The sequence below is a fragment of the Pseudomonas sp. NBRC 111143 genome (assembly GCF_001320965.1).
In the GTDB taxonomy this organism is placed as follows: Bacteria; Pseudomonadota; Gammaproteobacteria; order Pseudomonadales; family Pseudomonadaceae; genus Aquipseudomonas; species Aquipseudomonas machongensis.
The window spans coordinates 1-25,425 of sequence record NZ_BCBT01000003.1; the positions used below are offsets into that span (position 1 = coordinate 1).

Annotated in this window: 25 protein-coding genes; 21 read left to right on the top strand and 4 right to left on the bottom strand. The window is 64.0% G+C overall.

All coding sequences use genetic code 11. The annotated features are described in order from the left end of the window. Nucleotides 1-121: 121 nt before the first annotated feature. From APH44_RS02385 to APH44_RS02470, 18 genes are all read left to right on the top strand, one after another. Nucleotides 122-1,210: an efflux RND transporter periplasmic adaptor subunit gene (locus tag APH44_RS02385; RefSeq protein WP_054891095.1), complete on the top strand. Its 1,089-nt coding sequence runs from the start codon at nucleotides 122-124 to the stop codon at nucleotides 1,208-1,210. Further along, nucleotides 1,207-2,274, top strand: a complete 1,068-nt coding sequence (locus tag APH44_RS02390) for an efflux RND transporter periplasmic adaptor subunit (RefSeq protein ID WP_054891096.1) — start codon at nucleotides 1,207-1,209, stop codon at nucleotides 2,272-2,274. The genes APH44_RS02385 and APH44_RS02390 overlap by 4 nt, the downstream gene beginning before the upstream one ends. Further along, a complete protein-coding gene (locus tag APH44_RS02395) occupies nucleotides 2,271-5,324 on the top strand; it encodes an efflux RND transporter permease subunit (RefSeq protein WP_054891097.1) in 3,054 nt (1,017 codons plus the stop codon). The genes APH44_RS02390 and APH44_RS02395 overlap by 4 nt, the downstream gene beginning before the upstream one ends. A 231-nt stretch (nucleotides 5,325-5,555) precedes the next feature. Beyond that, nucleotides 5,556-5,738, top strand: coding sequence for a sulfur starvation response protein OscA (oscA, locus tag APH44_RS02400; protein ID WP_016489716.1), 183 nt, complete (start codon nucleotides 5,556-5,558; stop codon nucleotides 5,736-5,738). A 45-nt stretch (nucleotides 5,739-5,783) separates the two neighbouring features. Continuing rightward, the gene (locus tag APH44_RS02405) at nucleotides 5,784-6,791 is read left to right on the top strand and encodes a sulfate ABC transporter substrate-binding protein (protein ID WP_054891098.1); all 1,008 of its coding nucleotides are present in this window, start codon (nucleotides 5,784-5,786) and stop codon (nucleotides 6,789-6,791) included. A gap of 153 nt (nucleotides 6,792-6,944) precedes the next feature. Beyond that, nucleotides 6,945-7,763 (top strand): sulfate ABC transporter permease subunit CysT, encoded by an 819-nt coding sequence (gene cysT, locus APH44_RS02410; RefSeq protein ID WP_054891099.1) that lies wholly within the window; start codon nucleotides 6,945-6,947, stop codon nucleotides 7,761-7,763. Between the two features lie 13 nt (nucleotides 7,764-7,776). Continuing rightward, the gene (gene cysW, locus APH44_RS02415) at nucleotides 7,777-8,649 is read left to right on the top strand and encodes a sulfate ABC transporter permease subunit CysW (RefSeq protein ID WP_054891100.1); all 873 of its coding nucleotides are present in this window, start codon (nucleotides 7,777-7,779) and stop codon (nucleotides 8,647-8,649) included. A 3-nt stretch (nucleotides 8,650-8,652) separates the two neighbouring features. Continuing rightward, nucleotides 8,653-9,642, top strand: coding sequence for a sulfate/molybdate ABC transporter ATP-binding protein (locus tag APH44_RS02420; RefSeq protein WP_054891101.1), 990 nt, complete (start codon nucleotides 8,653-8,655; stop codon nucleotides 9,640-9,642). Nucleotides 9,643-10,060: 418 nt separating this feature from the next. Beyond that, nucleotides 10,061-10,861: an energy transducer TonB gene (locus tag APH44_RS02425; RefSeq protein WP_054891102.1), complete on the top strand. Its 801-nt coding sequence runs from the start codon at nucleotides 10,061-10,063 to the stop codon at nucleotides 10,859-10,861. Between the two features lie 36 nt (nucleotides 10,862-10,897). Next, nucleotides 10,898-11,620, top strand: coding sequence for a MotA/TolQ/ExbB proton channel family protein (locus tag APH44_RS02430; RefSeq protein ID WP_054891103.1), 723 nt, complete (start codon nucleotides 10,898-10,900; stop codon nucleotides 11,618-11,620). Between the two features lies 1 nt (nucleotide 11,621). Next, nucleotides 11,622-12,023, top strand: a complete 402-nt coding sequence (locus APH44_RS02435) for a biopolymer transporter ExbD (protein WP_054891104.1) — start codon at nucleotides 11,622-11,624, stop codon at nucleotides 12,021-12,023. Between the two features lie 287 nt (nucleotides 12,024-12,310). Further along, complete coding sequence (locus APH44_RS02440; protein WP_054891105.1) at nucleotides 12,311-12,892, top strand: alpha/beta hydrolase; 582 nt, start codon at nucleotides 12,311-12,313, stop codon at nucleotides 12,890-12,892. Nucleotides 12,893-12,952: 60 nt separating this feature from the next. Further along, complete coding sequence (locus tag APH44_RS02445; protein WP_054891106.1) at nucleotides 12,953-13,900, top strand: sigma 54-interacting transcriptional regulator; 948 nt, start codon at nucleotides 12,953-12,955, stop codon at nucleotides 13,898-13,900. Between the two features lie 186 nt (nucleotides 13,901-14,086). Continuing rightward, entirely contained in the window at nucleotides 14,087-14,872 is a 786-nt protein-coding gene (locus APH44_RS02450) for a MetQ/NlpA family ABC transporter substrate-binding protein (RefSeq protein WP_054891107.1), read from the top strand. A 442-nt stretch (nucleotides 14,873-15,314) separates the two neighbouring features. Continuing rightward, nucleotides 15,315-15,980 carry an amino acid ABC transporter permease gene (locus APH44_RS02455; RefSeq protein WP_054891108.1) on the top strand — a complete coding sequence of 222 codons (666 nt, stop codon included), beginning with the start codon at nucleotides 15,315-15,317 and terminating at the stop codon, nucleotides 15,978-15,980. After that, nucleotides 15,961-16,620 (top strand): amino acid ABC transporter permease, encoded by a 660-nt coding sequence (locus APH44_RS02460; RefSeq protein ID WP_054891109.1) that lies wholly within the window; start codon nucleotides 15,961-15,963, stop codon nucleotides 16,618-16,620. Before APH44_RS02455 ends, APH44_RS02460 begins: the two co-directional genes overlap by 20 nt. After that, nucleotides 16,617-17,390, top strand: a complete 774-nt coding sequence (locus APH44_RS02465) for an amino acid ABC transporter ATP-binding protein (protein WP_054891110.1) — start codon at nucleotides 16,617-16,619, stop codon at nucleotides 17,388-17,390. The genes APH44_RS02460 and APH44_RS02465 overlap by 4 nt, the downstream gene beginning before the upstream one ends. Then, nucleotides 17,387-18,265, top strand: coding sequence for a transporter substrate-binding domain-containing protein (locus tag APH44_RS02470; protein WP_054891111.1), 879 nt, complete (start codon nucleotides 17,387-17,389; stop codon nucleotides 18,263-18,265). Before APH44_RS02465 ends, APH44_RS02470 begins: the two co-directional genes overlap by 4 nt. A gap of 42 nt (nucleotides 18,266-18,307) precedes the next feature. Here the strand turns inward: APH44_RS02470 and APH44_RS02475 are convergent, their stop codons facing one another. The 3 genes from APH44_RS02475 to APH44_RS02485 all read right to left on the bottom strand — a co-directional run bounded on the left by APH44_RS02475 (nucleotide 18,308) and on the right by APH44_RS02485 (nucleotide 22,310). Then, nucleotides 18,308-19,126, bottom strand: a complete 819-nt coding sequence (locus APH44_RS02475) for an alpha/beta fold hydrolase (protein ID WP_054891112.1) — start codon at nucleotides 19,124-19,126, stop codon at nucleotides 18,308-18,310. A gap of 162 nt (nucleotides 19,127-19,288) precedes the next feature. Continuing rightward, on the bottom strand, nucleotides 19,289-21,655 hold the full coding sequence (locus tag APH44_RS02480) for a penicillin acylase family protein (RefSeq protein WP_054891113.1): 2,367 nt from the start codon (nucleotides 21,653-21,655) through the stop codon (nucleotides 19,289-19,291). A gap of 91 nt (nucleotides 21,656-21,746) precedes the next feature. Continuing rightward, nucleotides 21,747-22,310, bottom strand: a complete 564-nt coding sequence (locus APH44_RS02485) for a DUF6436 domain-containing protein (protein WP_054891114.1) — start codon at nucleotides 22,308-22,310, stop codon at nucleotides 21,747-21,749. Between the two features lie 152 nt (nucleotides 22,311-22,462). Between APH44_RS02485 and APH44_RS02490 the strand changes: the two genes are divergently transcribed. Beyond that, nucleotides 22,463-23,392 (top strand): alpha/beta fold hydrolase, encoded by a 930-nt coding sequence (locus tag APH44_RS02490; protein ID WP_054891115.1) that lies wholly within the window; start codon nucleotides 22,463-22,465, stop codon nucleotides 23,390-23,392. Here the strand turns inward: APH44_RS02490 and APH44_RS02495 are convergent. Beyond that, a complete protein-coding gene (locus APH44_RS02495; RefSeq protein ID WP_054891116.1) occupies nucleotides 23,385-24,137 on the bottom strand; it encodes a DUF2059 domain-containing protein in 753 nt (250 codons plus the stop codon). The two genes, APH44_RS02490 and APH44_RS02495, sit on opposite strands and share 8 nt — an antisense overlap. Before the next feature lie 113 nt (nucleotides 24,138-24,250). On the opposite strand from APH44_RS02495, the gene APH44_RS02500 reads away from it, so the two are divergent. Continuing rightward, nucleotides 24,251-24,883: a 2OG-Fe(II) oxygenase gene (locus APH44_RS02500; protein ID WP_054891257.1), complete on the top strand. Its 633-nt coding sequence runs from the start codon at nucleotides 24,251-24,253 to the stop codon at nucleotides 24,881-24,883. Then, nucleotides 24,870-25,361, top strand: coding sequence for a DUF523 domain-containing protein (locus APH44_RS02505; protein ID WP_054891117.1), 492 nt, complete (start codon nucleotides 24,870-24,872; stop codon nucleotides 25,359-25,361). The genes APH44_RS02500 and APH44_RS02505 overlap by 14 nt, the downstream gene beginning before the upstream one ends. Nucleotides 25,362-25,425 lie beyond the last annotated feature (64 nt).

Genomic DNA, 25,425 nt, shown 5'->3' on the forward strand with positions numbered 1-25,425 from the left:
TTTACCCGCGAAGGCTTCCCCGCCGATCCAAAGCCGAACCCCACCAGTGCCGTTTATTGAACCCTGGACTACGCTGACAGTCGCATCCCACGAATCATTTGCGCGCAAGCAAGGAGCCTGCATGACGTTTACGCGTGCGCTGTTGGTCGTTTGCCTGGGGTTGTTGTCAGTGCTGTCAGGCTGCAAGGAACAGGCGTCTAGCCCTGAACTGCCACGCGTCGGCGTGGCACGGGTCGAACCTACCGATTTCGCCGCCAACGTCACCCTCACCGGTGATGTGCAGGCGCGCGTTCAGACCGACCTTTCGTTTCGCGTGGGCGGCAAGATCATCGCCCGTAGCGTCGACGTGGGCGACCACGTCAAGGCTAACCAGGTGCTGGCGCGCCTGGACCCGAAAGACCTGCAGAACAATGTCGACTCAGCCAAGGCCGAGGTATTCGCCGAGCAGGCGAGGGTCACCCAGACCCGCGCCGCCTTCGTGCGTCAGCAGAAACTGTTGCCCAAGGGCTACACCAGCCAGAGTGAATACGACTCGGCTGAAGCTGCCCTGCGCAGCAGCCAGAGCGCGCTCAAGGCGGCCCAGGCACAACTGGCCAATGCCCGCGAGCAATTGAGCTACACCGACCTGGTGTCCGAGGCGGATGGGGTGATCACCGCGCGCCAGGCCGAGGTTGGCCAGGTAGTGCAGGCGACCATGCCGATCTTCAGCCTGGCCACCGACGGCGATCGTGATGCCGTCTTCAACGTCTATGAGTCGCTGCTGGTGTCGCCACCCAGCGACGAAGGCGTGATCGTCCGGCTTGTGGATAACCCCAAGGTACAGGCCGAAGGACGGGTGCGCGAGATCACCCCGACGGTGTCTGCCGAGAGCGGTACGGTGCAGGTCAAGGTGGCGCTGCGTAACGTGCCGGCTGCCATGCAGTTGGGCTCGCCGGTAACCGCCACGGCTCACGCCCAAGGGCGCCCAAGCATCGAATTGCCCTGGTCGGCGCTGACCAAGGCGCTGCATGAGCCGGCGGTGTGGGTGGTGGGCGAGGGCGACAAGGTCGAACTGCGCAAGGTCCAGGTGGCGCGTTATCTCACCGGGCGCATCGTGATCAGCGACGGCGTGAAAAGCGGCGAAACCGTGGTGGTCAGTGGTGGCCAGTTGCTGCATCCGGGTATGCAGGTGCAGAAAGTCGACGCCAAGAGCCCCGGAGGTGAGCCATGAAACCCTTGCTGGTGTTACTTGCCGCAGCCACCCTGCTGCCCGGTTGCAAGGGCGATGAGCCGGCGCCCGAGCCCGTACGGCCGGTGCTCTCGACTCTGGTCGAGCCACAGATGCAGTCGCAGCTCGGTCGCTTTGCGGGCACCATCCAGGCACGCTTCGAAAGCACTCTGGGCTTCCGAGTGTCCGGGCGCATTGCGCGGCGCTGGGTGGACGTGGGCGCGCAGGTAAAACCGGGCGACACCCTGGCCACCCTCGATCCCACCGACCAGCAGAACCAGCTGCGCGCCGCCGAAGGCGACCTGGCGCGCGTCCAGGCGCAATGGATCAACGCCCAGGCCAATGCCCGCCGCCAGCAGCAGCTGTATGACCGCGGCGTCGGCGCCCAGGCCCAGCTGGACATCGCCCAGACCGACCTGAAGACCACCGGCGCCTCGCTCGAACAGGCGCGCTCTGCGCTCAGCCAGGCCCGCGACCAGCTCGACTACAGCACCCTGCGCAGCGACCACGCAGCAGTAGTCACCGCCTGGCGCGCTGAAGCCGGGCAGACGGTCAGCGCCGGGCAGGAGGTCGTCACCCTGGCGCGCCCGGATGTGAAGGAGGCGGTCATCGACCTGCCGATCCACCTGGCCGAACAACTGACCCCGGCGCTGACCTTCACGGTCGCCTCGCAACTGGACCCGAGCCTCAATACCACCGCGACCCTGCGCGAGCTCGAGCCCCAGGCCGACGCCACCACCCGCACCCGGCGTGCACGGTTGAGCCTGGCGAGCACGCCCAACGGCTTCCACCTCGGTACCGCGATCAGCGTCACCCTGAGCTCGGCGGTGACCCCGCGCAGCCAGCTGCCGGCCACCGCGCTGCTCGAGCGTGACGGCAAGACCCAGGTGTGGGTGGTCGATCCGCAGCAGAAGACCGTGGCTACCCGCGACATCACCCTGCTCGAGCGCACCGATGACAGCATCGTCCTGGCAGGCGGTGTGCAGCCCGGCGAGCGGGTAGTGACCGCCGGTGTCAACAGCCTCAAGCCTGGCCAGAAGGTCACCTTCGACGAGGACGCACGATGAAAGGAAGCTTCAACCTCTCCGAATGGGCCCTCAGGCACCAGTCCTTCGTCTGGTACCTGATGTTCGTCAGCCTGCTGATGGGCGTGTTTTCCTACCTCAACCTGGGCCGCGAGGAAGACCCTTCCTTCACCATCAAGACCATGGTGATCCAGACCCGCTGGCCCGGCGCGACCCAGGACGAGACCCTGCTGCAAGTCACCGACCGTATCGAGAAAAAGCTCGAGGAACTGGACTCGCTCGACTACGTGAAAAGCTATACCCGCCCCGGTGAGTCCACCGTCTACGTGTACCTGCGCGACACCACCAAGGCCAAGGACATCCCCGACATCTGGTACCAGGTGCGCAAGAAGATCCAGGACATCCGCGGCGAATTCCCCGAGGGCATCCAGGGGCCGGGGTTCAACGACGAATTCGGCGATGTGTTCGGCTCTATCTATGCCTTCACTGCCGACGGCCTGACCCTGCGTCAGTTGCGCGACTACGTCGAGCAGGTGCGCGCCGAGGTGCGCGAGGTACCCAATATCGGCAAGATCGAGCTGATCGGCACCCAGGACGAAGTGCTCTATCTGAACTTCTCCACCCGCAAGCTGGCAGCCCTGGGTATCGACCAGCGCCAGGTGATGCAGGCGCTGCAGTCGCAGAACGCCGTCACGCCCGCCGGGGTCATAGAGGCCGGCCCCGAGCGCATCTCGGTGCGCACGAGCGGACAGTTCGCCTCCGAGAAGGATCTGCAGAACGTCAACCTGCGCATCAATGACCGTTTCTTCCGCCTGGCCGACATCGCCAATATCGAGCGCGGCTACGTCGACCCGCCAGCACCCATGTTCCGCTACAACGGCGAGACGGCGATCGGCCTTGCGATCGGCATGAAGGCCGGCGGCAACATCGAGGTGTTCGGCCAGTTGCTCAAGGAGAAGATGACCAGCATCACCGCCGATTTGCCGGTGGGCGTGGGTGTGCATACGGTTTCCGACCAGGCTGTGGTGGTGAAGAAGGCTGTGGGCGGCTTCACCAGTGCCCTGTTCGAAGCGGTGGTCATCGTGCTGGTGGTGAGCTTCATCAGCCTGGGTATCCGCGCAGGGCTGGTGGTGGCCTGTTCGATTCCGCTGGTGCTGGCGATGGTCTTCGTGTTCATGGAGTACAGCGGCATCACCATGCAGCGGATTTCCCTTGGGGCGTTGATCATCGCCCTGGGGCTGTTGGTGGACGATGCAATGATCACCGTGGAGGTGATGGTCACGCGCCTGGAAATGGGTGAAACCAAGGAGCAGGCCGCGACCTTCGCCTACACCTCGACCGCGTTTCCCATGCTTACCGGCACCCTGGTGACCGTGGCCGGCTTCGTGCCGATCGGGTTGAACGCCAGCTCTGCCGGCGAGTACACCTTCACCCTGTTCGCGGTGATCGCCGTGGCGCTGCTGGTGTCATGGATCGTCGCCGTGTTCTTCGCCCCGGTGCTGGGCGTGCACATTCTCAACAGCCAGAAGGTCAAGGCCCACGAGACCGAGCCGGGCAGGGTAGGGCGCGCCTTCGAGCATGGCCTGCTGTGGTGCATGCGCCATCGCTGGATCACGGTGATCGGCACCATCGTGCTGTTCATCCTGTCGGTGGTGGGTATGCGTTTCGTGCAGAACCAATTCTTCCCATCTTCGGACCGCCCGGAAATCCTGGTCGATCTCAACCTGCCGCAGAACGCCTCGATCGAAGAAACCCGCAAGGCGGTGGATCGCCTGGAGGCGACCTTCAAGGACGATCCGGACATCGTCAGCTGGAGCACCTACATCGGCCAGGGCGCGATTCGTTTCTACCTGCCTCTCGACCAGCAACTGCAGAACCCCTACTACGCGCAGTTCGTGATCGTCAGCAAAGGCCTGGAGGAGCGCGGCGGGCTGATGGCGCGCCTGCAGGAGCGCCTGCACAAGGACTTCGTCGGCATCGGCACCAACGTCCAGTCGCTGGAAATGGGCCCGCCGGTGGGGCGGCCGATCCAGTATCGGGTCAGCGGCAAGGATATCGACCAGGTGCGCCGCCATGCCATCGAGCTGGCCACCCTGCTCGACAGCAACGAGCACATCGGCGAGATGATCTACGACTGGAACGAGCCCGGAAAGGTGCTGCGGGTCGAGATCGCCCAGGACAAGGCCCGCCAGTTGGGGCTGTCGTCCGAAGACGTGGCCAATGTGATGAACAGCATCGTCAGTGGTGTGCCGATCACCCAGGTCAACGACGACATCTACCTGATCGATGTCGTCGCCCGTGCCGAGGACAGCGAGCGTGGCTCGCCGGATACCCTGCAGAACCTGCAGATCCTCACCCCCAACGGCACGTCGATTCCGCTGCTGGCCTTCGCCACCGTGCGCTACGAGCTGGAGCAGCCGCTGGTGTGGCGCCGCGACCGCAAACCGACCATCACCATCAAGGCCTCGGTGGCCGGCGAGATCCAGCCCACCGATCTGGTGGCGCAGCTCAAGCCGAAGATCGACGAGTTCGCCAGCAAGCTTCCAGTGGGCTACGAGGTGGCCACGGGCGGCACGGTGGAGGAGAGCGCCAAGGCCCAGGGCCCGATCCGTCAGGTGGTGCCGCTGATGCTGTTCCTGATGGCGACCTTCCTCATGATCCAGTTGCACAGCGTGCAGAAGCTGTTCCTGGTGGTCAGCGTCGCGCCGCTGGGGCTGATCGGCGTGGTGCTGGCGCTGGTGCCGACGGGAACGCCGATGGGCTTCGTTGCGATCCTCGGGATTCTTGCGCTGATCGGCATCATCATCCGCAACTCGGTGATCCTGGTGACCCAGATCGACGAATTCGAGGCCCAGGGCTACTCACCTTGGGACGCGGTGGTCGAGGCGACCAACCATCGGCGCCGGCCGATCCTGCTCACGGCCGCGGCGGCCAGCCTGGGGATGATCCCCATTGCTCGCGAGGTGTTCTGGGGCCCGATGGCCTACGCCATGATTGGCGGGATCATCAGCGCAACGCTGCTGACCTTGCTGTTCCTGCCGGCGCTGTACGTGGCCTGGTACAAGATCCGTGAGCCGCAGGCGCAGAACTGAAGCCCGCCCCCCCTGTAGGGGCGGGCTTGCCCGCGAATGCAACAGTGGCTGCACTACGGCATTCGCGGGCAAGCCCGCTCCCACAGCCACCTACTGGGCTGTTCAGTAATTCAGTTATATAAACATTCTTAAACAGTATTTTTAAGAATATCCCGCCATCACTAAGATTGCCCTCAAGCCAGGCGCAATCCCCTTCCTCTGCCCGGCACCCTTACTCAATGGAGAACGAGCATGAGTGCATCTCTGCGTAGCATCGACGGTCAGGACGAAGCCACCATTCTGCGTGAAATCCAGAGCGCGCTGCGCGACCTGCGCTTCGGTGCAGTGGAGATCACCGTGCACAACGCTCAGGTCGTGCAGATCGAGCGCAAGGAGAAATTCCGCCTGCAGCAGCCCGGCAACAAGTCCGGCTGACTCCGACACATCCAACTAGAAAAAATGCCAATCGGGAGCTTCACCATGTCCATCCGCCGTTATGCGCTCGCCGCTCTGGCCAGTGCCGTTTTTGCCGGTTCCGCCATCGCCAAGGATTACGAACTGCTCAATGTGTCCTATGACCCGACCCGTGAGCTGTACCAGCAGTACAACGCCGAATTCATCAAGCACTGGCAGCAGACGCATCCGGACGACAAGGTGAAGATCCAGCAATCGCACGGCGGTTCGGGCAAGCAGGCCCGCGCGGTAATCGACGGCCTGCGCGCCGACGTGGTGACCCTGGCCCTGGCTGGCGATATCGACGAAGTCGCCAAGCTCGGCAAGACCCTGCCGGACAACTGGCAGACCCGTCTGCCGGATGCCAGCACCCCCTACACCTCGACCATCGTGTTCCTGGTGCGCAAGGGCAACCCGAAAGGCATCAAGGACTGGGGTGACCTGGTCAAGAAAGACGTCTCGGTCATCACTCCGAACCCGAAAACCTCCGGCGGCGCGCGCTGGAACTTCCTGGCCGCCTGGGCCTATGGCCTGAAGTCCGGTGGTAGCGAAGCCAAGGCCAAAGAGTACGTGCAGGAGCTGTTCAAGCACGTACCGGTGCTGGATACCGGTGCACGCGGCTCGACCATCACCTTCGTCAACAACGGCCAGGGCGATGTCCTGCTGGCCTGGGAAAACGAAGCCTTCCTGGCACTGAAGGAAGACGGTGGCAGCGACAAGTTCGAGATCGTCGTGCCGTCGTTGTCGATCCTCGCCGAGCCGCCAGTGGCGGTGGTCGACAAGAACGCCGAGAAGAAGGGTAACACCGAGATCGCCACCGAATACCTGAAACACCTGTACAGCCCTGCTGGGCAGAAGATCGCTGCGGAAAACTTCTACCGTCCGCGTGACGAGAAAGTCGCCGCCGAATTCGCCAAGCAGTTCCCGAAACTTGACCTGGTGACTATCGACAAGGACTTCGGTGGCTGGAAAACTGCTCAGCCGAAGTTCTTCAACGACGGCGGTGTGTTCGACCAGATCTACCAGGCGCAGTAAGGCCCGAGGACAGCGGGGCCGCTCCTGCAGGGGAACGCGATCCCTGCAGGAGCGGCCTTGTGCCGCGAATGGGCTGCGCAGCAGCCCCAGGATTCAAAAGTTTGCACCGGCCCGGGATTCTTCCGGGCCAAGTGCGTTCAACCAGGGATATTTATGTCACGTCGCATCTCCCCCGTCATACCCGGCTTCGGGCTGACGCTGGGCTACACCTTGGTGTACCTCAGCCTGATCGTGCTGATACCGCTGGCGGCCATGTTCATTCATGCCTCGCAGCTTACCTGGGAGCAGTTCTGGAACATCATCAGTGCACCGCGGGTCATCGCGGCGCTCAAGCTGAGTTTCGGTACCGCCCTGTTCGCCGCCATCATCAATGGCGTGATCGGCACCCTGCTGGCCTGGGTGCTGGTGCGCTACACCTTCCCCGGGCGCAAGATCATCGAAGCGATGATCGACCTGCCGTTCGCCCTGCCCACCGCCGTCGCCGGTATCGCCCTGACTGCCCTGTACGCACCTGCGGGCTGGGTCGGCCAGTTCGCCACCGACCTGGGCTTCAAGATCGCCTACACCCCGCTGGGCATCACCCTGGCCCTGACCTTCGTCACGCTGCCGTTCGTGGTGCGTACGGTGCAGCCGGTGCTGGCGGACATCCCGCGTGAGGTCGAGGAGGCCGCCGCCTGCCTGGGCGCCAAGCCGTTGCAGGTGTTCCGCCATGTGCTGGCGCCGGCACTGCTGCCGGCCTGGCTGACCGGCTTCGCCCTGGCATTCGCCCGTGGCGTGGGCGAGTACGGTTCGGTGATCTTCATCGCCGGCAACATGCCGATGAAGACCGAGATCCTGCCGCTGCTGATCATGGTCAAGCTCGACCAGTACGACTACACCGGCGCCACGGCCATCGGCGTGCTGATGCTGGTGGTTTCCTTCATCCTGCTGCTGCTGATCAACTTGCTTCAGCGGCGCATCGAAACCCCTTGAAGGAGGCCCGGTCATGTCTTCGTCATCCATAACTGCAAGCTCCGCCGCCAATGCTGCCCGCCGTGGCAGCGCCACCTCGCGCCGTGTACTGATCGGCCTTGGCTGGCTGGTGTTCGCACTGTTCCTGCTGCTGCCGCTGGTGATCGTGGTGTCCCAGGCGCTGAAGAATGGCTTCGGCACCTTCTTCGAGGCGATCTTCGAGCCTGACGCGCTTTCGGCGCTCAAGTTGACGCTGCTCGCGGTGGGCATCTCGGTGCCGCTGAACCTGGTGTTCGGGGTCAGCGCCGCCTGGTGCGTGAGCAAGTACAGCTTCCGCGGCAAGAGCGTGCTGGTCACCCTGATCGACCTGCCGTTCTCGGTCTCGCCGGTGATCGCTGGCCTGGTCTACGTGCTGATGTTCGGCGCCCAGGGCCTGCTCGGCCCCTGGCTGCAGGACCACGATATCCAGATCGTCTTCGCCCTGCCGGGCATCGTGCTGGCGACCATTTTCGTCACCGTGCCCTTCGTCGCCCGTGAGCTGATCCCGCTGATGCAGGAGCAGGGCACGCAAGAGGAAGAGGCCGCGCGCCTGCTGGGCGCCAACGGCTGGCAGATGTTCTGGCATGTCACTCTGCCGAACATCAAATGGGGCCTGATCTACGGCGTGGTGCTGTGTACCGCGCGGGCCATGGGCGAGTTCGGTGCGGTGTCGGTGGTCTCCGGCCATATCCGCGGCGTCACCAACACCTTGCCGCTGCATGTGGAGATCCTCTACAACGAGTACAACCATGTCGCGGCCTTCAGTGTGGCCAGCCTGTTGCTGATCCTGGCGCTCTTCATCCTGCTGCTCAAGCAGTGGAGCGAGAACCGTATTAACCGCCTGCGCCACAGCGCAGCGGAGGAATAAGTCATGTCGATCGAAGTTCGTAACGTCAGCAAGCGCTTCAACAGTTTCCAGGCCCTGAACAACATCAACCTGGATATTCACAGCGGTGAGCTGGTCGCGCTGCTCGGCCCCTCCGGCTGCGGCAAGACCACCCTGCTGCGCATCATCGCCGGCCTGGAGACGCCGGATGACGGCAGCATCGTGTTCCACGGCGAGGACGTCTCGGGCCACGATGTGCGCGATCGCAACGTCGGGTTCGTGTTCCAGCACTATGCGCTGTTCCGCCACATGAGCGTGTTCGACAACGTCGCCTTCGGCTTGCGCATGAAACCCAAGGGCGAACGTCCGAGCGAGAGCAAGATCGCCGAGAAGGTCCATGAGTTGCTGAACATGGTCCAGCTCGACTGGCTCGCCGACCGCTATCCCGAGCAGTTGTCGGGGGGCCAGCGCCAGCGTATCGCCCTGGCCCGTGCCCTGGCGGTGGAGCCGAAGGTGCTGCTGCTCGACGAGCCGTTCGGCGCCCTCGATGCCAAGGTGCGCAAGGAGCTGCGCCGCTGGCTGGCGCGGTTGCACGAGGATATCAACCTGACCTCGGTGTTCGTCACCCACGATCAGGAAGAGGCCATGGAAGTGGCCGACCGAATCGTGGTGATGAACAAGGGCGTAATCGAACAGATCGGCTCGCCGGGCGAGGTGTACGAGAAACCGGCCAACGACTTCGTCTACCACTTCCTCGGCGATTCCAACCGCCTGGCCTTGAGCGAGGGCAACCATGTGCTGTTCCGTCCTCACGAGGTGTCGCTGTCGCGCCATGAGACCGAGGGCCACCACGCTGCCGAAGTCCGCGACATTCGCCCGCTGGGCGCGACCACCCGAGTGACGCTGAAGGTCGAGGGGCAGAGCGAGCTGATCGAGGCTGAAGTGGTCAAGGACCACGACAGCCTGACCGGGCTTGCGCGCGGCGAGACCCTGTTCTTCCGGCCGAAGGTCTGGCAGAAGGTGGCGGATATCTAAGCTGCCGTGTGTATGAAAAACCCGGGTTTGCAGCCCGGGTTTTTTATTGCCTGGGCGAAGGTCGGGGCTGCTGCGCGGCCCTTCGCGGATAAACCCGCTCCACAGGCTCCCCTCGGATTCAAGGACAGCGCTGTGCCTGTAGGCGCGGGCTTGCCCCGCGATCGAGGGCGCAGCCCTCGCCGGATTTCGATACCTTCCACGAATATTTTGCATGCCGCACGTGCATGATTTTCCCCGCTCATCGTTACAGCCCTTGTGCCACGCGGCTTTGCGGGAACCCCTAAAATCCTATATTCGATAAAGGCATAGCTTTAATTTTAAACATTACTTTCAGAGATAAGCCTCTGGAATGGATGATTCAGCCACGAGGACCGGCCAAGGTCCGAAGACCTGCATCACGTTTCCAGGAGTCGATTCAATGGGTAATGTCCAGACGGCCGCGAGGGCCTACGACCAGCCATGGCGCCCGGCCCCGGGCGACCTGGTCGAGCTTGGACGCACGCTTCGCCTGCCGCTGGCGCAGCTGCGCCTGCAGCGCACGCCGGTCAGTGGTCTCAAGCGTCGCGACAAGCTGGCGCTGGGGTTGCTGGTGCTGGTCCTGCATGGCGCTGCGGCCTACTGGGTCAGTCAGCGACCAACCCCCGAGCTGCCGGTGATTCCGCCAGAGATTCCGCCGATGACCATCGAGTTCGCCGCCCCGGCGCCGCCGGTCGTCGAGCCGCCACCGCCTGTGCCTGTGGTCGAGCCGCCACCGCCACCACCGCCGGTGGTCGATGAGCTGGCCGCCAAGCCTGCACCGAAGCCGGTACCTAAACCAAAACCGGTGCCAAAGCCCATACCCAAGCCGCAGCCCAAGCCGGTCGAGGCGCCGCCACCGGCACCGACCCCAGCGCCTGCACCGCCTGCTCCGGCACCTGCACCACCAGCACCGGCACCGGTCACGCCCGCTTCAGCCAACGCCGCATACCTGAAGAACCCGGCGCCGGAATACCCGCAACTGGCCCAGCGCCGTGGATGGGAAGGCACCGTGTTGTTGCGGGTCGAGGTACTGCCTAGCGGCAAGCCGGGGCAGATCCAGATCCAGAAGACCAGCGGCCGCGATGCCCTGGACGCTGCCGCGCTGGCTGCGGTGAAGCGCTGGAGCTTCGTGCCGGCCAAGCAGGGTGACGTGGCCCAGGTGGGCTGGGTCAGCGTCCCGATCGATTTCAAGCTTCGTTAACTCGCGCCATCGAACCGAACATAGGAAGACTTCATCATGAGCCTGTTGGCATCCCCTCTCGAATCCGTTGAAAGCGCCGTCATCTGGCTGCTGGTTGGTTTTTCCGTGGTCACCTGGGCGTTGGCCCTGGTCAAGGTCGTGCAGTTCGTGCGGCTGAAGAACCAGGACAAGCGCTTCCATGCCCAGTTCTGGGCCGCTTCAAGCCTCGACTCGGCGGCCGAGATCAGCCACGAGCAGCCAGGCCCTGCGGCCCGCGTCGCCCAGGCCGGTTATGCCGCCATCGCCGTGGGTGAGCCGGGCCAGGCGGCCGACCTGAGCCATGCGATCAATCATCAGGACCGCCTCGAGCGCGCGCTGCGCCAGCAGATCGTGCGTGAGCGTCGTTCGCTGGAAACCGGCCTGGCCGTGGTCGCCAGTATTGGCAGCACCTCGCCGTTCATCGGTCTGTTCGGCACCGTGTGGGGCATCATGGAAGCGCTCAAGGGCATCAGCGCTGCCGGCTCCGCCAGCCTGGAAACCGTGGCCGGCCCGATCGGCGCGGCGCTGGTCGCTACGGGCGTGGGTATCGCCGTCGCGGTGCCGGCGGTGCTGGTCTACAACTACTTCCTGCGTCGCCTCAAGCTGACCGCTGCCGACCTCGACGACTTCGCCCACGACTTCTACAGCCTGGCGCAGAAGAGTGCCTTCCGCGTCCTGGTTCACCCGACCCTGCAAAAAGCCCAGGCCGGTTTCGGCCAGCCGGTGAAGGAGGCTTCCTGACATGGCGTTCTCGACCCAGGACAGCGACGAAGTCCTCAGTGAAATCAACGTCACGCCGCTGGTGGACGTCATGCTGGTGCTGCTGGTGGTGTTCATCGTCACCGCGCCGCTGCTGACCAACGCCATCCCGATCAACTTGCCCAAGACCGAGGCCGTCGCGCCGGTGGAGCAGAAAGACCCGCTGGTGGTGAGCATCGATGGCGGCGGCAAGCTGTTCATCAACAAGGATGAGATCCAGCCGGACCTGCTGGAAACCAACCTCAAGGCGGCCAGGGAAAAGGACGCGGATGTGCGTGTACAGCTGCAGGCTGACGACGGTGTCAACTACGGCGAAGTGGCGCGGGCGATGGCGGCCATCGAACGTGCCGGGATCAGCAAGCTGGCGGTGATCACCGCGCGTTGATCGGCAATACCCTCTTCAGGCAAGTGCTTCAGGGCCATTTCTCTTGGCAGGGGATGGCCCTTTTTTTTATGCACCTCCCTGTAGGAGCGGGCTTGCCCCGCGATGGCGTCCGAGCAGGCGACGATGTTGCCCAGGCGGACGTCATCGCGGGGCAAGCCCGCTCCTGCAAAGGGGCGTGCAATTAACTTGATTATGGTTATTAATAAATAGCTTCTTATTCCTTTACGAATATAACTGCCTCCCTATACTTGGTTCCCAAGCACGCAAACTTCCAAGGAGGCGTCCCCATGCGCAATGAGTCGATTCGTTACCTGATTGTGCCGGGCTGGCAAGGATCGCCAGACAATCATTGGCAAAGCCACTGGCAGCGCAGCCTGCCCAACAGCGCCCGGGTCGAGCAGCAAGATTGGCTCACCCCGCAGCGGCGCGACTGGGTGCAGGCGCTCGAGCAGGCGATTGCCGCCGAACGCTCGCCGGTGATCCTCATCGCCCACAGCCTGGGCTGCATCACCGTCGCCCACTGGGCCGCGCAGGCCAGCCCTGCGCTGCTGCGCCGGGTGCGAGGGGCGCTGCTGGTGGCGCCAGCGGACGTCGAACGGCCGACCTGCGCGCCGGCCTTGCGCAACTTTGCGCCCATCCCGCTGCACGCGCTGCCGTTCCCCAGCCAGGTGGTCAGCTCGGACAACGATCCGGCCGTCAGCGTGCCGCGTGCACTGTACCTGGCCAAGGCCTGGGGGGCGGAAGCGGGGCTGTTGAGCAATGCCGGGCACATCAACGTCAAATCCGGTCACGAGCGCTGGGAACAGGGCTTCGCTTATCTGTATCGCCTGCAAGGCCGGATCGAGCAGCGCTCCCTGCGCCGCGCCTGACCTGGTCTCAACCGATTTCGCTGACTCCCCGGTCGCCTGCGGCCGGGGCGGGAGTTTTCCATGAGTTTCAACAATCCCTTCGGCCAGCCGCTGCTGACGTTCCCCGAGCTGGACAAGAGCCCGCTGAGTATCCGTGCCAAGGCGCTGGTATTCGTCGATGCGCGTTCGCAGCAACTGCGCGAAGCGCTCGAACGCCTGGCGCCGCAACCGCTGCCGGTGCTGATCCGTGGTGAGACCGGCACCGGCAAGGAGCTGCTGGCCAGGCAGATCCACCGCGCCAGCGATCGCGCGGGGCTGTTCGTCTCTGTCAACTGCGCGGGCATCAGCCACACCTACGCCGATGCCGAGCTGTTCGGCTACAGCGCCGGTACCCATGGTGGCACGGCCAGCAGTCGCGCAGGCTGGTTCGGTTCGGCCAATGGCGGCACCTTGTACCTGGACGAGATCGCCGACCTGCCGTTGGCCATCCAGGGCAAGCTGCTGGCGGCACTGGAGAACCGCGAGGTCACCCGGGTCGGCGCCCAGCAGCCACAGGCCGTGGATGTGCGCCTGGTGGCCGCCTCCAGCATCGACCTGGCCCAGGCAGTGCGTGCCGGACGCTTCAACGAGCGGCTGTACCTCTATCTGCGCGAAGGCGAACTGGAGCTGCCAGCGCTGCGCCAGAGGGTCGGGGACATCCTGCCGCTGGCCGAATACTTCGTCGGCATCTACAGCGTGCGCCTGGAACGCAGCGTGCCGCTGATCAGCGAAGCGGCGCAGCAAGCGCTGGAAGCCCATGCCTGGCCCGGCAACACCCGCGAGCTGGAGAACGTCATCCACTTTGCCCTGCTGGTGGCCGACGGCGATGAAATTCTGCCGCAGCATCTGGACCTGCCCGAGCGTGCGCCCCTGACTTATCTGGCCAATCAGCTTGCGCAACTGGGGCGCAGCCGTGAGCCAGGTACGCTTGTGGCCTTGCGCGAGCTGCTGGAGCGGAGTCTGGCCGAACTCAACGCATCCGCGAGCTAGAGCGGTTGTCGGTAGCTCATAAGCAAAACGGATGATGGCTTTTTGTTTTTGGAATAAGCAGCGAATCAAAAGATATTGTTAGGGCATAAAAAATCCCGGTATCGTCCGCTTCACGCCCACTGTCGAGACGGTGTGGCACCTGACTTCGCCATCGTCGATGGCCCCAGCTTGATAACAAGGATCACCATGAAAAAGACCCTGCTGACGACTGCCCTCGCCGCTGCCCTGTCGCTGTCCGGCCTGGCTCACGCCGCCGAAAAACTGGTGGTAGCCGCCACGCCGGTGCCACACGCCGAAATCCTCGAGCTGATCAAGCCGACCCTGGCCAAGGAAGGTGTGGACCTGCAGATCAAGGTCTTCACCGACTACGTGCAGCCGAACGTGCAGGTCGACCAGAAGCGCCTGGACGCCAACTACTTCCAGACCCTGCCGTACCTGAAGAACTTCAACGAAGGCAAGGGCACCCACCTGGAAACCGTGATCGGCGTTCACGTCGAGCCGTTCGGTGGCTACTCGAAGAAGGTCAAGAGCCTGTCGGAGCTCAAGGAAGGCGCCACCGTGGCTATCCCGAACGAGGGCAGCAACAGTGGTCGCGCCCTGCTGCTGCTGCAGAAGGCCGGTCTGATCACCCTGAAGGATCCGAAGAACGCCCTGGCGACGCCGAAAGACATCGCCGAGAACCCGAAGAAACTGAAGTTCCGCGAGCTCGAGTCGGCCATGCTGCCGCGCGTGCTGGACCAGGTCGACCTGGACCTGATCAACACCAACTATGCGCTGGAGGCGGGCCTGAACCCGGCCAAGGATGCGCTGGTGATCGAGGGCAGCGACTCGCCTTACGTGAACTTCCTGGTCGCGCGTCCTGACAACAAGAACAGCGACGCCATCCAGAAGCTGGCCAAGGCCCTGACCAGCCCTGAAGTGAAAGCCTTCATCGAGAAGAAGTACCAAGGCGCGGTGCTGCCGGCGTTCTGATTTGCCCGGTCAGCGCTTCACATAAAAACGCCGACACTGCTGTGTCGGCGTTTTTATTTGGAAAACCGAAACCTTCAACGCTGCCCGGCCAGTGCCTTGCGCAGGGCCAGCAACCACTGAAGTTGTTCATTCGAAACGGGCGTGCTTGGGCTGTTCATTGTTGTCGTCCCTGTGGGCCTGGTTGCCGATCAGTCTGAAGTCCTTTTGAGATGTATTTCGAAGGAAAGATCCGTGGCAGATGTATGAAATTTCCGGTTAGCCCGTCGGGTGATATCAATATGCAATAAAGGTATTTAGAGAAAGATTTTTATGCCTTTAGAGTCTACCCATCGTGCTTACCCGCACACACCTTTTCATCGTCCACGACGCTGAGCCAACCTCGCGTCGAGCCCGGAACCTTGCCCATGTCGTACCTCCGTGACCCTGTGTCGAGGCGTTATCCATGACCTTCGACACTGCCTTCATGCTTAGCACACTCCCCGCATTCCTCAAGGCCGTTGGCGTCACCCTGCAGGTCGGGCTGATCGCCATCGCCACCTCGCTGCTGGTCGCCGTGTTCAATGCCACCGTCCTGGTGTTTCGCACCCCCTACCTGTGGCGGCTGGTCAAAGGCTATGTGGAGCTGGCGCGCAACACGCCGCTGCTGATCCAGTTGTTCTTCGTCTATTTCGCACTGCCGACACTGGGTTTGAAAGTATCCGGCTTCGCTGCGGCGATCATCACCATGACCTTCATGGGCGGCGCCTACCTCACCGAGGTGCTGCGGGCGGGTGTCGAAGCGGTGCCACGGGCGCAGCTGGAGTCCGGGCGCTCCATCGGCTTGTCCGAGGGCCAGCTGCTGCGCCACGTGATCCTGCCCCAGGCCGGCATCCTCAGCTTGCCGGCGCTGTTCGCCAACTTCATCTTCCTGCTCAAGGAAACCACCGTGGTCTCGGCGGTGGCGGTGCCGGAAATCCTCTACACCACCAAGAACTACATCGCCCTGTACTACAAGACCTACGAGATGCTCGCGGTGCTGACGTTGCTCTGCGTGCTGCTGTTCCTGCCGTTGTCGTTGCTGCTGCGCCACTTGGAAAGGAGGCTGCAACATGGCCAGTTCGGCAATTGAGCTGCTGCTGGTGTCCTTGCCGCAACTGGCCAAGGGCGCCGGACAGACCCTGGCGATCTCGGCCTTGGGCATCGTCTTCGCCACCCTGGGCGGTGTGCTCTATGGCGTGCTGGCCACGTTGGGTAAGCGTGCGGTGAACATCGTCTTGCAGGTCTACCTGGAGCTGTTTCGTGCAATACCGGTGCTGGTCTGGTTGTACCTGGTGTTCTTCGGGTTGCCGATCTTCTTTTCGCTGAGCATCCCCAGCTTCTGGTGCGCGGTGCTGGTGCTGGGGCTGTGGGGCGCCAGCGAGGTTGGCGAGGTGGTACGCGGGGCGCTGGCTTCGCTGCCGCGCGGCCAGCGCGAGGCGGGGCTGTCGATCGGCCTTTCGGGCCTGCAGTTGTATGGGCACGTGCTGTTGCCGCAGGCGCTCAAGCGCATGACGCCACCCACCATCAATATCTACACACGGATCGTCAAGACCAGCTCGCTTGCCGTGCTGATCGGTGTCGTCGACGTCATCAAGGCCGGCCAGCAGATCATCGAGCGCACCTACGAGTCGGTGCTGATCTACGGCGTGCTGTTCCTGTTCTTCTTTTTCATCTGCTACCCGCTTTCCGCCGCCTCGCGCGCGCTGGAACGCCGCTGGGCCCACTCATGAGCGCATTGATCGAATTCCAGGGTTTCAACAAGTTCTTCGGCGAGCACCAGGTGCTCAAGAATGTCGACCTGCAGGTTCAGGCCGGTGAAGTGGTGGTGATTCTCGGCCCCAGTGGCTGCGGCAAGAGCACCTTGCTGCGTTGCCTGAACGGCCTGGAGGACGCCCATGGCGGTAGCCTGCGCCTCGATGGCCAGGAGCTGCTTGGCCCCGGCACCGACTGGCGCCAGGTCCGCCAACGGGTGGGCATGGTGTTCCAGAGCTATCACCTGTTCGGCCACATGAGCGTGATCGACAACCTGCTGCTCGGCCCGCTCAAGGTGCAGAAGCGCGAGCGCACCGAAGCCCAGGCGCAGGCCGAGGCGTTGCTGGCGCGGGTGGGGTTGCTGGACAAGCGGGACGCCTTCCCCCGGCAGTTGTCGGGTGGCCAGCAGCAACGCATCGCCATCGTTCGTTCGCTGTGCATGAACCCGCAGGTGATGCTGTTCGACGAGGTCACCGCAGCCCTGGACCCAGAGATGGTCAAGGAGGTGCTGCAGGTGATCCAGGGCCTGGCCCGGGACGGCATGACCCTGCTCATCGTCACCCACGAAATGGCCTTCGCCCGTGCGGTGGCCGACCGTATCGTGTTCATGGAGGCCGGCAGGATCCTTGAACAGAGCGACCCCGAGAGCTTCTTCAGCCAACCGCGGACCGCACGCGCGCAGCAGTTCCTGGACAAATTCTCCTTCGTCGAAAGCCTGCCGAAGACACTACACAAGGAACTGTCATGAAAACTGCCCACTTCACCAAACTGCTGGCGCCGCTGTTCGGCCTGGCCTTGCTGGCCGGTTGCGACAAACCCGCGGAGCCGGGCAAGTCGGCTGCGGCGACGTCTGCACCGTCCACCAGCTACCTGGAAACCATCAAGGCCCGCGATAAGCTGATCGTCGGCGTCTTCACCGACAAGCCGCCGTTCGGCTTCGTCGACGAGAGCGGTCGCTACGTGGGCTTCGACACCGATATCGGTCGTCGCTTCGCCAAGGACCTGCTCGGCGACGAGAACAAGGTCGAGTTCGTGGCTGTGGAACCGGCCAGCCGCATTCCATTTCTGCAGAGCGACAAGGTCGACCTGATCCTCGCCAACATGACCGTCACCCCGGAGCGCAAGGAGGCGGTCGATTTCACCAACCCCAACCTGCGTGTGGCGGTGCAGGCCATCGTGGCCGATGGCAGCCCGGTGAAAGCCCTCGATGACCTGGCCGACAAGACCATCATCGTCACCACCGGCACCACCGCCGATATCTGGCTGACCAAGAACCACCCGGATTGGAAGCTGCTCAAGTTCGAGAAGAACAGCGAATCGCTGCAGGCCCTGGCCAATGGTCGTGGCGATGCCTATGCCCAGGACAACCTGATCCTGTTCAGCTGGGCCAAGCAGAACCCGGGCTACCGCGTGTTGCCAGAATTGCTGGGCGACGAGGCTCCGATCGCCCCGGCGGTGAAGAAGGGCAACACCGAGCTGCGTGACTGGGTCAATGCCGAGCTGGCCAAACTGGGTGAGGAGAAATTCCTGCTCAAGCTGTATGACCAGTACGTGCGCAAGGAGCTGAGCGATGACACCAAGCCTGAGAGCGTGATCGTCGAAGGCGGCAAGTGGCAGGGGTGAGTCAGGGTCCAATCGCGGGGCTGCACTGCAGCCCCGGCGATATCAGCGGTTACGCGGCAACCAGTTCAACAGGAACTCATTCACCACCTTCGGGTTCTCCAGGCTGGAGATATGCCCTGCGAATGGAATCTGCGCTGCCAGGCAGCCGATGATCCGTGCCATTTCGTTGCTTTCGGCAGGCGGACGCGGGATGTCCTGGTCGCCGCAGACCACGATGGTCCGCTCTGCCGGCAACTCGCCCAGGCGGCCCAGCAGGTCAGGGCGGCCGAAAATCACCCGCCCCATCGGGTCGAGGCTCTGGCGAATGGCCTCGGCGCTGCTGGCCTTGAGGTCGGCGCGGAACTGCTCGCGAACTTCCGGGACCGTCTGGCCGCCGGCATGGAAGAAGATCGGCACCACGATGTCGAGCAGTGGGTCAGGGAAGAACCCTGCGCCGCTGGCGGCATCCAGCAGGCCGAAGTACTTCAGGCGCGTTGCTTCAGGTTCGGCGCCGAGGTAGGTATCCATCAGCACGATGCGGTCAACCCGTTCCGGGTGCTCGATCGCCAGCTCAGCACCCCACATGCCGCCGACCGACAGGCCGACCAGATGGCATTTGTCGATGCCCAGTGCGTCGAGAAACGCCAGGTGCTGGCGTGCCAGCGCGCTCATGTCGATGGTGGTGGCTGGTGGTGCCTCGGAGTCGCCATGGCCCCAGAGCTCGGGCACCAGCACGCGGAAGTGTTTCGACAGCGCATCGATCTGCGGTTGCCACATCGCGGCAGACCACAGATAGCTATGGCCCAGCAGCACCGGGAAGCCCTGGCCCTGGTCGACGTAGCTCATGCGGGCGCCGTCGATTTCGATGAAGTGCTTTTGCATGAGGAAGGCTCTTGGAAGAAAGGGGCGCTCAGGTTACCTGTTCGCAGTGTGAAGGGTTGTGAAACCGGTCATGTTCGGGCTGCGCCTGTGGTGATCTTTTCGCGGGCACGTCGGCGCGACGAATCGCCGCTCGCGCAGACGTGCACCGCCGATGTCCACGGCTCACTGTCCCGGCGGCACCAAGCGCAAGGTGCTGCGCGCCGGAATCACCCCCATCTGCGCCTTGTGATACCGCCCCTGCACATAATCCTCGGCCTGGTCCGAATAGTGCCGGTCGAACGGTACGCCACTCTGGCCTACAGGGTTGATGGTCAGCGCTTGCCCGGCATCGGCGAAGTCGATCAGGCGTCGGGCCGAAGGCCCGTAGTTCACCGGCCAGGGCGCTGTGCCGATCTTCGCCGACAGGTTGTTCGGCACCTCGTGGGTGCCCGGTGCGGCGAAGGGGCCGACATTGAACAGCAGGTTCAACGGTTTCTGCTGGCCCAGCGGGTGGTTGTGGGTGAGGGTGTGGGCTTTGCCCCATTGCCAGTCCGCCGGGTCGTTGCCGTATAGCTCGCGCAGATGCGCCAGGCTGCGTTGCCAGGCCTGACGGACGATGGCGGTGCGGTCGGTGCGGTCGTGGCCGCCGCGCAGGTTCCACCAGGGTGAGTCGGCGTCGGCCGCCAGGCGCGGTAGCGCGGCGTCGATGGCGCGGGTGCTGATCAGTACCTGGAACCAGGTGTCGCCCAGCTCGTCATGCAGGGCGGCGAACGCCAGTTCGTAGAGGAACTGGTTGAACAGCGTGGCGCTGGTCGAATCCAGCGGGTAGTCGCCCCGCCATGCGGCCAGCTGTTCGACCAGCTCCTTCTGCTCGTCACCCTCGGCGATCGCACGCAGGGTATTCAGCAGCGGCGCCAAGGTACGAGGGCCGTAGTCGGTGCTGGTGTCCAACTGCAGCGCCTGGCTGTTCTGCACATCCCATTTGACCTGCGGGTCGGCCAGTCGACGATCCAGCTGGCGGCCACGGTCGGGCAGGTTGTAATAGCCGGGAATCGGGATGGCGGCCGGGGGCTGGTAGTTGGCCGAGACAATGTAGCCGCTGGGCGGGTTCTCCTGCTGGGGATTGGCGCTGAAGGGGTAGAAGCCGAGCTTGTCGGCCTGGTGGGTACTGCCGTCGAGAATGAACGCCGGGTTGACCCCGTCTGGACGAATGGGTAACTGCGCCGAGGCCCACCAGCCGATGTCACCGCGAGCGTTGGCCCAGACCAGGTTCAGCCCCGGTGCCTGGATCTTCGCCGCGGCCTCGCGCATCTTGCCCAGGGTGTCGGCGCGGTTGACCTGGTAGAAGGCGTCGAGAATAGGGTTTTCGGTTTCCAGGAACGCCCACCACATGGCGATGGGGGTTTGCCCTGCGGTTTCGCCGAGCACATCGTTGACGATCGGCCCATGGGGCGAACGGCGCAGGTTGATGGTCACCGGCGCTTCGCCCTTGACCGCGATCTGTTGCTCGGTCGTCTCCAGCGCACGCCACTGGCCATCGACCATGACCTGGTTGGCGTCGGCGGGATTGGTCTTCTCGGCGATCAGGTCGACGTCGTCGTTCTGGAACATGGTCAGGCTCCAGCCGAAATCACGATTGTGACCGAGCAGGGCGAAGGGGTTCAGCGACTGGAAATAGCCGTAGAGGTTGAAGCCCGGGGCCGATAGCTCGGCCTCGTACCACACCGCCGGTACTGCGAAGCCGATATGCGGGTCGCCCGCCAGCAGGGGGCTACCACTGCGGGTATGGCTGCCCGCGACGGCCCAGGCGTTGCTGCCTTCGAACTGCGGGATGCCGGCGTCGCCGAGCGCCTGGTGGCTGAGCTGGGCCAGGCCTTCGAGGGTGCGCCAGTCACTGGCGGCAAGGGCCGGGCGCAGAGCGCCATCAGGCTGCCAGTCGAGGTCGAAGATCTTCAGATACTCGGGGCCGAGCTGGTCACGAATGTAGGTCAGCGCAGGTTCGGTACGGAAGGCTGCGGCAAAGCTGTAGGCCAGGTAGCCGGCGATGCTCAGGGTGTCTTCGGCAGTGAAGGGCCGTTCAGGGATGCCGAGGACGTCGAACTCCACCGGCTTGGGATGGCTGGCCTGCCAGCTGTTCACGCCGTCCAGGTAGGCTTGCAATGCAATCCATGACGGTGACTGGTGATCCAGGCGTTCGACCATCCGCGCCGCCTGCTCGCGGATGCGCAGGCTGCGAAACAGGGTGTCGGTGGGCACCAGCTTGCTGCCCAGCACTTCGGCCAGCTCACCCCGTGCCAGGCGGCGCACCAGTTCCATCTGGAACAGCCGGTCCTGGGCGTGCACGTATCCCAGGGCACGGTACAGGTCGGGCTCGTTCTGCGCCTGCAGATGCGGCACTCCGCGTTCGTCATAGCGCACGCTGACCGGTGCGCTCAAGCCGGTGATAGCCACTTCGCCTTCGCGCTGCGGCAGTTTGCCGTGCACGTACCAGTACGCGCCGGCGGCGGCCATGGCCACGACGACGGCAAGCAGAGTCAGGCTGCGCTTCATAGAATTCCTTGTACGTTGGCAGAGAGGCCGTGGCTACCGAGGGATGCGAACCGCGTTGAGAATAGCTTTCCCGAAGCGGCAGGTCTGCCGTTCACTGCGTATCTTTCTGCCATGGGCAATAGCACCCGCTGGCCAGGGCATTGGAGGCCTGTACCCGGCGCCCTTGCAGCAGCGCCCGGATGACGGGTTCGATGAAGCTGTTGCTCGAGTTGCACACCGCGCCTTCGCTATAGGGGCCGAAGTAGGCGAGCTGCCCCTGTCGATCCCAGATCGCCACTGCCGGAGAGGCGGGCAGGTGTTCGCTGCCCGGCAGCTCGCGGATCGGCTGCAGGGCGCCAAGGTTGGCGGGAAGCTGGCCGTGGCTGCCGGGCTTTTGCAACACGTGGAAGGTTACACCCTGCGCGGCGAACTGCTCGATGAGCTCGGCCAGGTGTTGCTGGTTGCCGACATTGCAAGGGCAGGTGGGGTCCCAGAAGTGCACGATGCGGATCGGGCCAGGGCCTGCGAGTTCGGCGGGCAGTTGCAACTGGCTGCCGTCGAACAGCGTGGCCTGGTCGTCGAACTGGCGCAGGTAGCGCGACTGGAAGCTGTCGTAGGCCCACCACAGCAAGGCGGCGCAGAGCAGGGTGGCGAGCAGCATGGTGAGGGTTTTCATCGGTATTCCGCAACGTTGCACCGGGCTTTTTCGCGGGCTTGCCCGCCAAGAGCGTCTCGGTGCATGACAAAGACAAGAAGACGCCAGCTTGCCATGGCCGGGCACAGAGCTGAATATCGCAGATCAATACTCGCGCCACTCTGGATGTACCGATGCCTTCACCCTTCCACCCTGACCTGCTGCGCACCAGCCTTGACGCTCTTGCGGCGCGCCAGCCACTGTCGGCCCAGGCCCTCGATTACCAGCGCTTCTACGGTCTCGACCTGCCTGCACACAGCTGGTTGGGTGGCTTCAGCGTTGCAGGTTTCGACCTGGTCGGGCAGGTGTGGCTGCCGCAAGAACCGGTGGCAACGCTGTTCCTGCTGCATGGCTACTACGACCACATGGGCCTGTACCGCCATGTGATCGCCTGGGCCTTGCAGCAGGGCTTCGCGGTGATTGGCTGCGATCTGCCCGGTCACGGGCTGTCCAGTGGCGAGCGGGCCAGCATCGCCGACTTCGCGATCTACCAGCAGGTGCTCGATGCCCTCTTCGAACAGGCGCGCAGGCTCGACTTGCCACGGCCTTGGCATCTGTGTGGGCAGAACACGGTTGGCGCCATCGTTGTCGATCATCTGCTGCACTGCGGCGAGCAGAGCCCGGCGGACGGCCAGGTAATCCTGCTGGCGCCGTTGGTGCGACCGCGGGCCTGGCACTGGTCGAAGCTGAGTTATCGGGTGCTGCGCCATTTCGTCGATGGTATCGAGCGACGCTTCAGTGCCAATACCAACGACCCGGCATTTCTTGCGTTTCTCGAGGCCGATCCGTTGCAGCCGCGGCGCCTGCCGACGGCATGGGTGGGGGCGCTGATGGCCTGGATCAAGCGCATCGAGGCGGCGCCGCACAGTCGGCGTCAGCCGCTGATCGTTCAGGGCGAGGCAGACGGCACGGTGGACTGGCCTTACAACCTCAGGGTGCTGAAGGAGAAGTTCGCCGAGCCGCAGATTCTCCTGCTGCCCGAGGCACGGCATCACCTGGCCAACGAGCTGCCGGATATCCGCCGGCGCTACTTCACCTTTCTCGACCAGCGCCTGCTTACTTGAGGTTGGCGCTGCTCTGGCCGACGGCCAGCCCCGCACGCACCGCGGCCAGCGCGGCATTGTAGTAGGCCTTGCCCTCTGCGGATTCGGCGAAAGTGGCGAACGCTTCCAGTTCGTCGTCGGACAGCTCGCGGTAGACGTACAACAACGTGTTGTTCAGGTCTTCGCCAATCTCGTTCATCAAACGTTGGCGCTGGCCATCGAGCAAGCCCTGGGCCTGGCCGCTGCCGAACAGGCCGGGAATCATCGAGCTGAGGCTGTCGGCGGCAACCCCGGCGATCGCCAGGCTGACCTCGGCCCCAGCTTCGCGGGCCGGCAGGGCCTGGGCCAGGTGACCGATGGCCAGCAGGCGGTTGTCGCTGGCCTGGATCCTTGGCAGGCCCTTGGCGTTCTTGGCCAATTGGTCCTTTCGCGTGGCCAGCAGTTCGGCGGCAACCACCTTGCGTCCCAGCGGCGATTGGAAGAACGCCAGCGCCGGCGCCGGGTTCTTCAGGTTGGCGCGCAGTTGGGCCTGGGCACGCTGATCCATCGCCTGGGCCTGGAAGCGTTGGTTGCTGTTGTTGACGAGCGCCTGGTAAACCGCGGGCGGCAGGCTGTTGCGGTAGCGCTGCTGGGCGGCACCGATGGCGTCATTGAAGTGGGCGCGCTGGTCGGGCCAGCCGGCGGCCTTGTACAGCTGGTCGAGGCTGTCTGCCCAGACAGGCATGGTGCAGATCATCAGCACAAGCAGGGAAAACAAACGGCGCATTCAGGACTCCTGTCGGCAGGCCGCTATTGTCCGTGGGGTGGTACGCCTTTGTCGAGATATCAGCGCGCTTCTCGGCCAAGTGGCGCTGTCCGTGTACATGGCTAATGGATATGATGCGCGCCATGCATACCTCTCCTGAACATCCGCTGCTGTCGACCATCGTCGATGACCTGGCCACCCGTGGCTGGTCGCAGCAGGCACTTTTCCTGCCGCTTGAGCTGGCCGACGCATTGGCTGCCGAGTGTCGCAGGCGCCATGCCGAGGGCGAACTGAACCCTGCAGGTGTCGGCAGGGGTGCGGCCCAGGAGGTACGCGAGGCGATCCGTGGCGACCAGATCCAGTGGATCGACCCCGGCCAGGCCGAGGCCTGCGACCGTTACCTGGAGCTCATGGGCAACCTGCGCCAGGCGATCAACCAAGGGCTGTTCCTGGGGCTGGAAGACTTCGAGTGTCATTTCGCCCTGTATGCGCCAGGCGCCTTCTACCGCAGGCATCTTGACCGTTTCCGCGACGACGACCGGCGCATGGTGTCGGTGGTGCTCTATCTCAATGAGCGCTGGCAACCCGAAGACGGCGGGCAACTGCGGATGTTTCTCGCCGACGATGTCGAGCATGACGTCCAGCCCGAGGCTGGCAGCCTGGTGGTGTTCCTTTCGGGTGAAGTCCCGCATGAAGTCCTGCCGGCCAATCGCGAACGCCTGTCGCTGACGGGCTGGTTCCGGCGCCGTGGCAATGATCCCTTCTGAGTCGTCCAAGGTCCTGGTCAGCGCCTGCCTGCTGGGGCAACCGGTGCGCTATGACGGGCGCGACAGTGGCCACCCCGATCTGCTCAAGCAATGGCAGGCCGAGGGCCGTGTAGTGCCCTTGTGCCCGGAGGTGGCGGGTGGCTTGCCGACGCCGCGACCGGCCGCGGAGATCCAGGGCGGGCAGGGTGGCCAGGTGCTCGATGGGCAGGTTCAGGTCCTGACCGTGGCTGGCGAGGATGTCAGCGCGGCATTTTTGAGCGGCGCTCGGCAGGCCTTGGCGCTGGTGCGCCGACATGGGATTCGGGTTGCGGTGCTCAAGTCAGGTAGCCCGTCGTGCGGTAACCGACTGACCTACGATGGCAGTTTCAGCGGGGTGAAAGTGCCGGGGGAGGGCGTCGTTGCTGCGCTGTTGCGTCGGGCAGGGGTGCGGGTGTTCAGCGAGCTGGAGCTGGATGAGGCGCAACGGGCACTCGGGTAGTTCGGTGTCGTTCTTTTCGCGGGCAAGTCGGAGCGCCGAACCGCCGCCCCCACAAGGCCTGTGG

Coding starts and splice junctions, on each gene's coding strand:
- APH44_RS02385 (WP_054891095.1), top strand. CDS start 122: ATGACGTTTACGCGTGCGCTGTTGGTCGTTTGCCTGGGGTTGTTGTCA.
- APH44_RS02390 (WP_054891096.1), top strand. CDS start 1,207: ATGAAACCCTTGCTGGTGTTACTTGCCGCAGCCACCCTGCTGCCCGGT.
- APH44_RS02395 (WP_054891097.1), top strand. CDS start 2,271: ATGAAAGGAAGCTTCAACCTCTCCGAATGGGCCCTCAGGCACCAGTCC.
- oscA (WP_016489716.1), top strand. CDS start 5,556: ATGAGTGCATCTCTGCGTAGCATCGACGGTCAGGACGAAGCCACCATT.
- APH44_RS02405 (WP_054891098.1), top strand. CDS start 5,784: ATGTCCATCCGCCGTTATGCGCTCGCCGCTCTGGCCAGTGCCGTTTTT.
- cysT (WP_054891099.1), top strand. CDS start 6,945: ATGTCACGTCGCATCTCCCCCGTCATACCCGGCTTCGGGCTGACGCTG.
- cysW (WP_054891100.1), top strand. CDS start 7,777: ATGTCTTCGTCATCCATAACTGCAAGCTCCGCCGCCAATGCTGCCCGC.
- APH44_RS02420 (WP_054891101.1), top strand. CDS start 8,653: ATGTCGATCGAAGTTCGTAACGTCAGCAAGCGCTTCAACAGTTTCCAG.
- APH44_RS02425 (WP_054891102.1), top strand. CDS start 10,061: ATGGGTAATGTCCAGACGGCCGCGAGGGCCTACGACCAGCCATGGCGC.
- APH44_RS02430 (WP_054891103.1), top strand. CDS start 10,898: ATGAGCCTGTTGGCATCCCCTCTCGAATCCGTTGAAAGCGCCGTCATC.
- APH44_RS02435 (WP_054891104.1), top strand. CDS start 11,622: ATGGCGTTCTCGACCCAGGACAGCGACGAAGTCCTCAGTGAAATCAAC.
- APH44_RS02440 (WP_054891105.1), top strand. CDS start 12,311: ATGCGCAATGAGTCGATTCGTTACCTGATTGTGCCGGGCTGGCAAGGA.
- APH44_RS02445 (WP_054891106.1), top strand. CDS start 12,953: ATGAGTTTCAACAATCCCTTCGGCCAGCCGCTGCTGACGTTCCCCGAG.
- APH44_RS02450 (WP_054891107.1), top strand. CDS start 14,087: ATGAAAAAGACCCTGCTGACGACTGCCCTCGCCGCTGCCCTGTCGCTG.
- APH44_RS02455 (WP_054891108.1), top strand. CDS start 15,315: ATGACCTTCGACACTGCCTTCATGCTTAGCACACTCCCCGCATTCCTC.
- APH44_RS02460 (WP_054891109.1), top strand. CDS start 15,961: ATGGCCAGTTCGGCAATTGAGCTGCTGCTGGTGTCCTTGCCGCAACTG.
- APH44_RS02465 (WP_054891110.1), top strand. CDS start 16,617: ATGAGCGCATTGATCGAATTCCAGGGTTTCAACAAGTTCTTCGGCGAG.
- APH44_RS02470 (WP_054891111.1), top strand. CDS start 17,387: ATGAAAACTGCCCACTTCACCAAACTGCTGGCGCCGCTGTTCGGCCTG.
- APH44_RS02475 (WP_054891112.1), bottom strand. CDS start 19,126: ATGCAAAAGCACTTCATCGAAATCGACGGCGCCCGCATGAGCTACGTC.
- APH44_RS02480 (WP_054891113.1), bottom strand. CDS start 21,655: ATGAAGCGCAGCCTGACTCTGCTTGCCGTCGTCGTGGCCATGGCCGCC.
- APH44_RS02485 (WP_054891114.1), bottom strand. CDS start 22,310: ATGAAAACCCTCACCATGCTGCTCGCCACCCTGCTCTGCGCCGCCTTG.
- APH44_RS02490 (WP_054891115.1), top strand. CDS start 22,463: ATGCCTTCACCCTTCCACCCTGACCTGCTGCGCACCAGCCTTGACGCT.
- APH44_RS02495 (WP_054891116.1), bottom strand. CDS start 24,137: ATGCGCCGTTTGTTTTCCCTGCTTGTGCTGATGATCTGCACCATGCCT.
- APH44_RS02500 (WP_054891257.1), top strand. CDS start 24,251: ATGCGCGCCATGCATACCTCTCCTGAACATCCGCTGCTGTCGACCATC.
- APH44_RS02505 (WP_054891117.1), top strand. CDS start 24,870: ATGATCCCTTCTGAGTCGTCCAAGGTCCTGGTCAGCGCCTGCCTGCTG.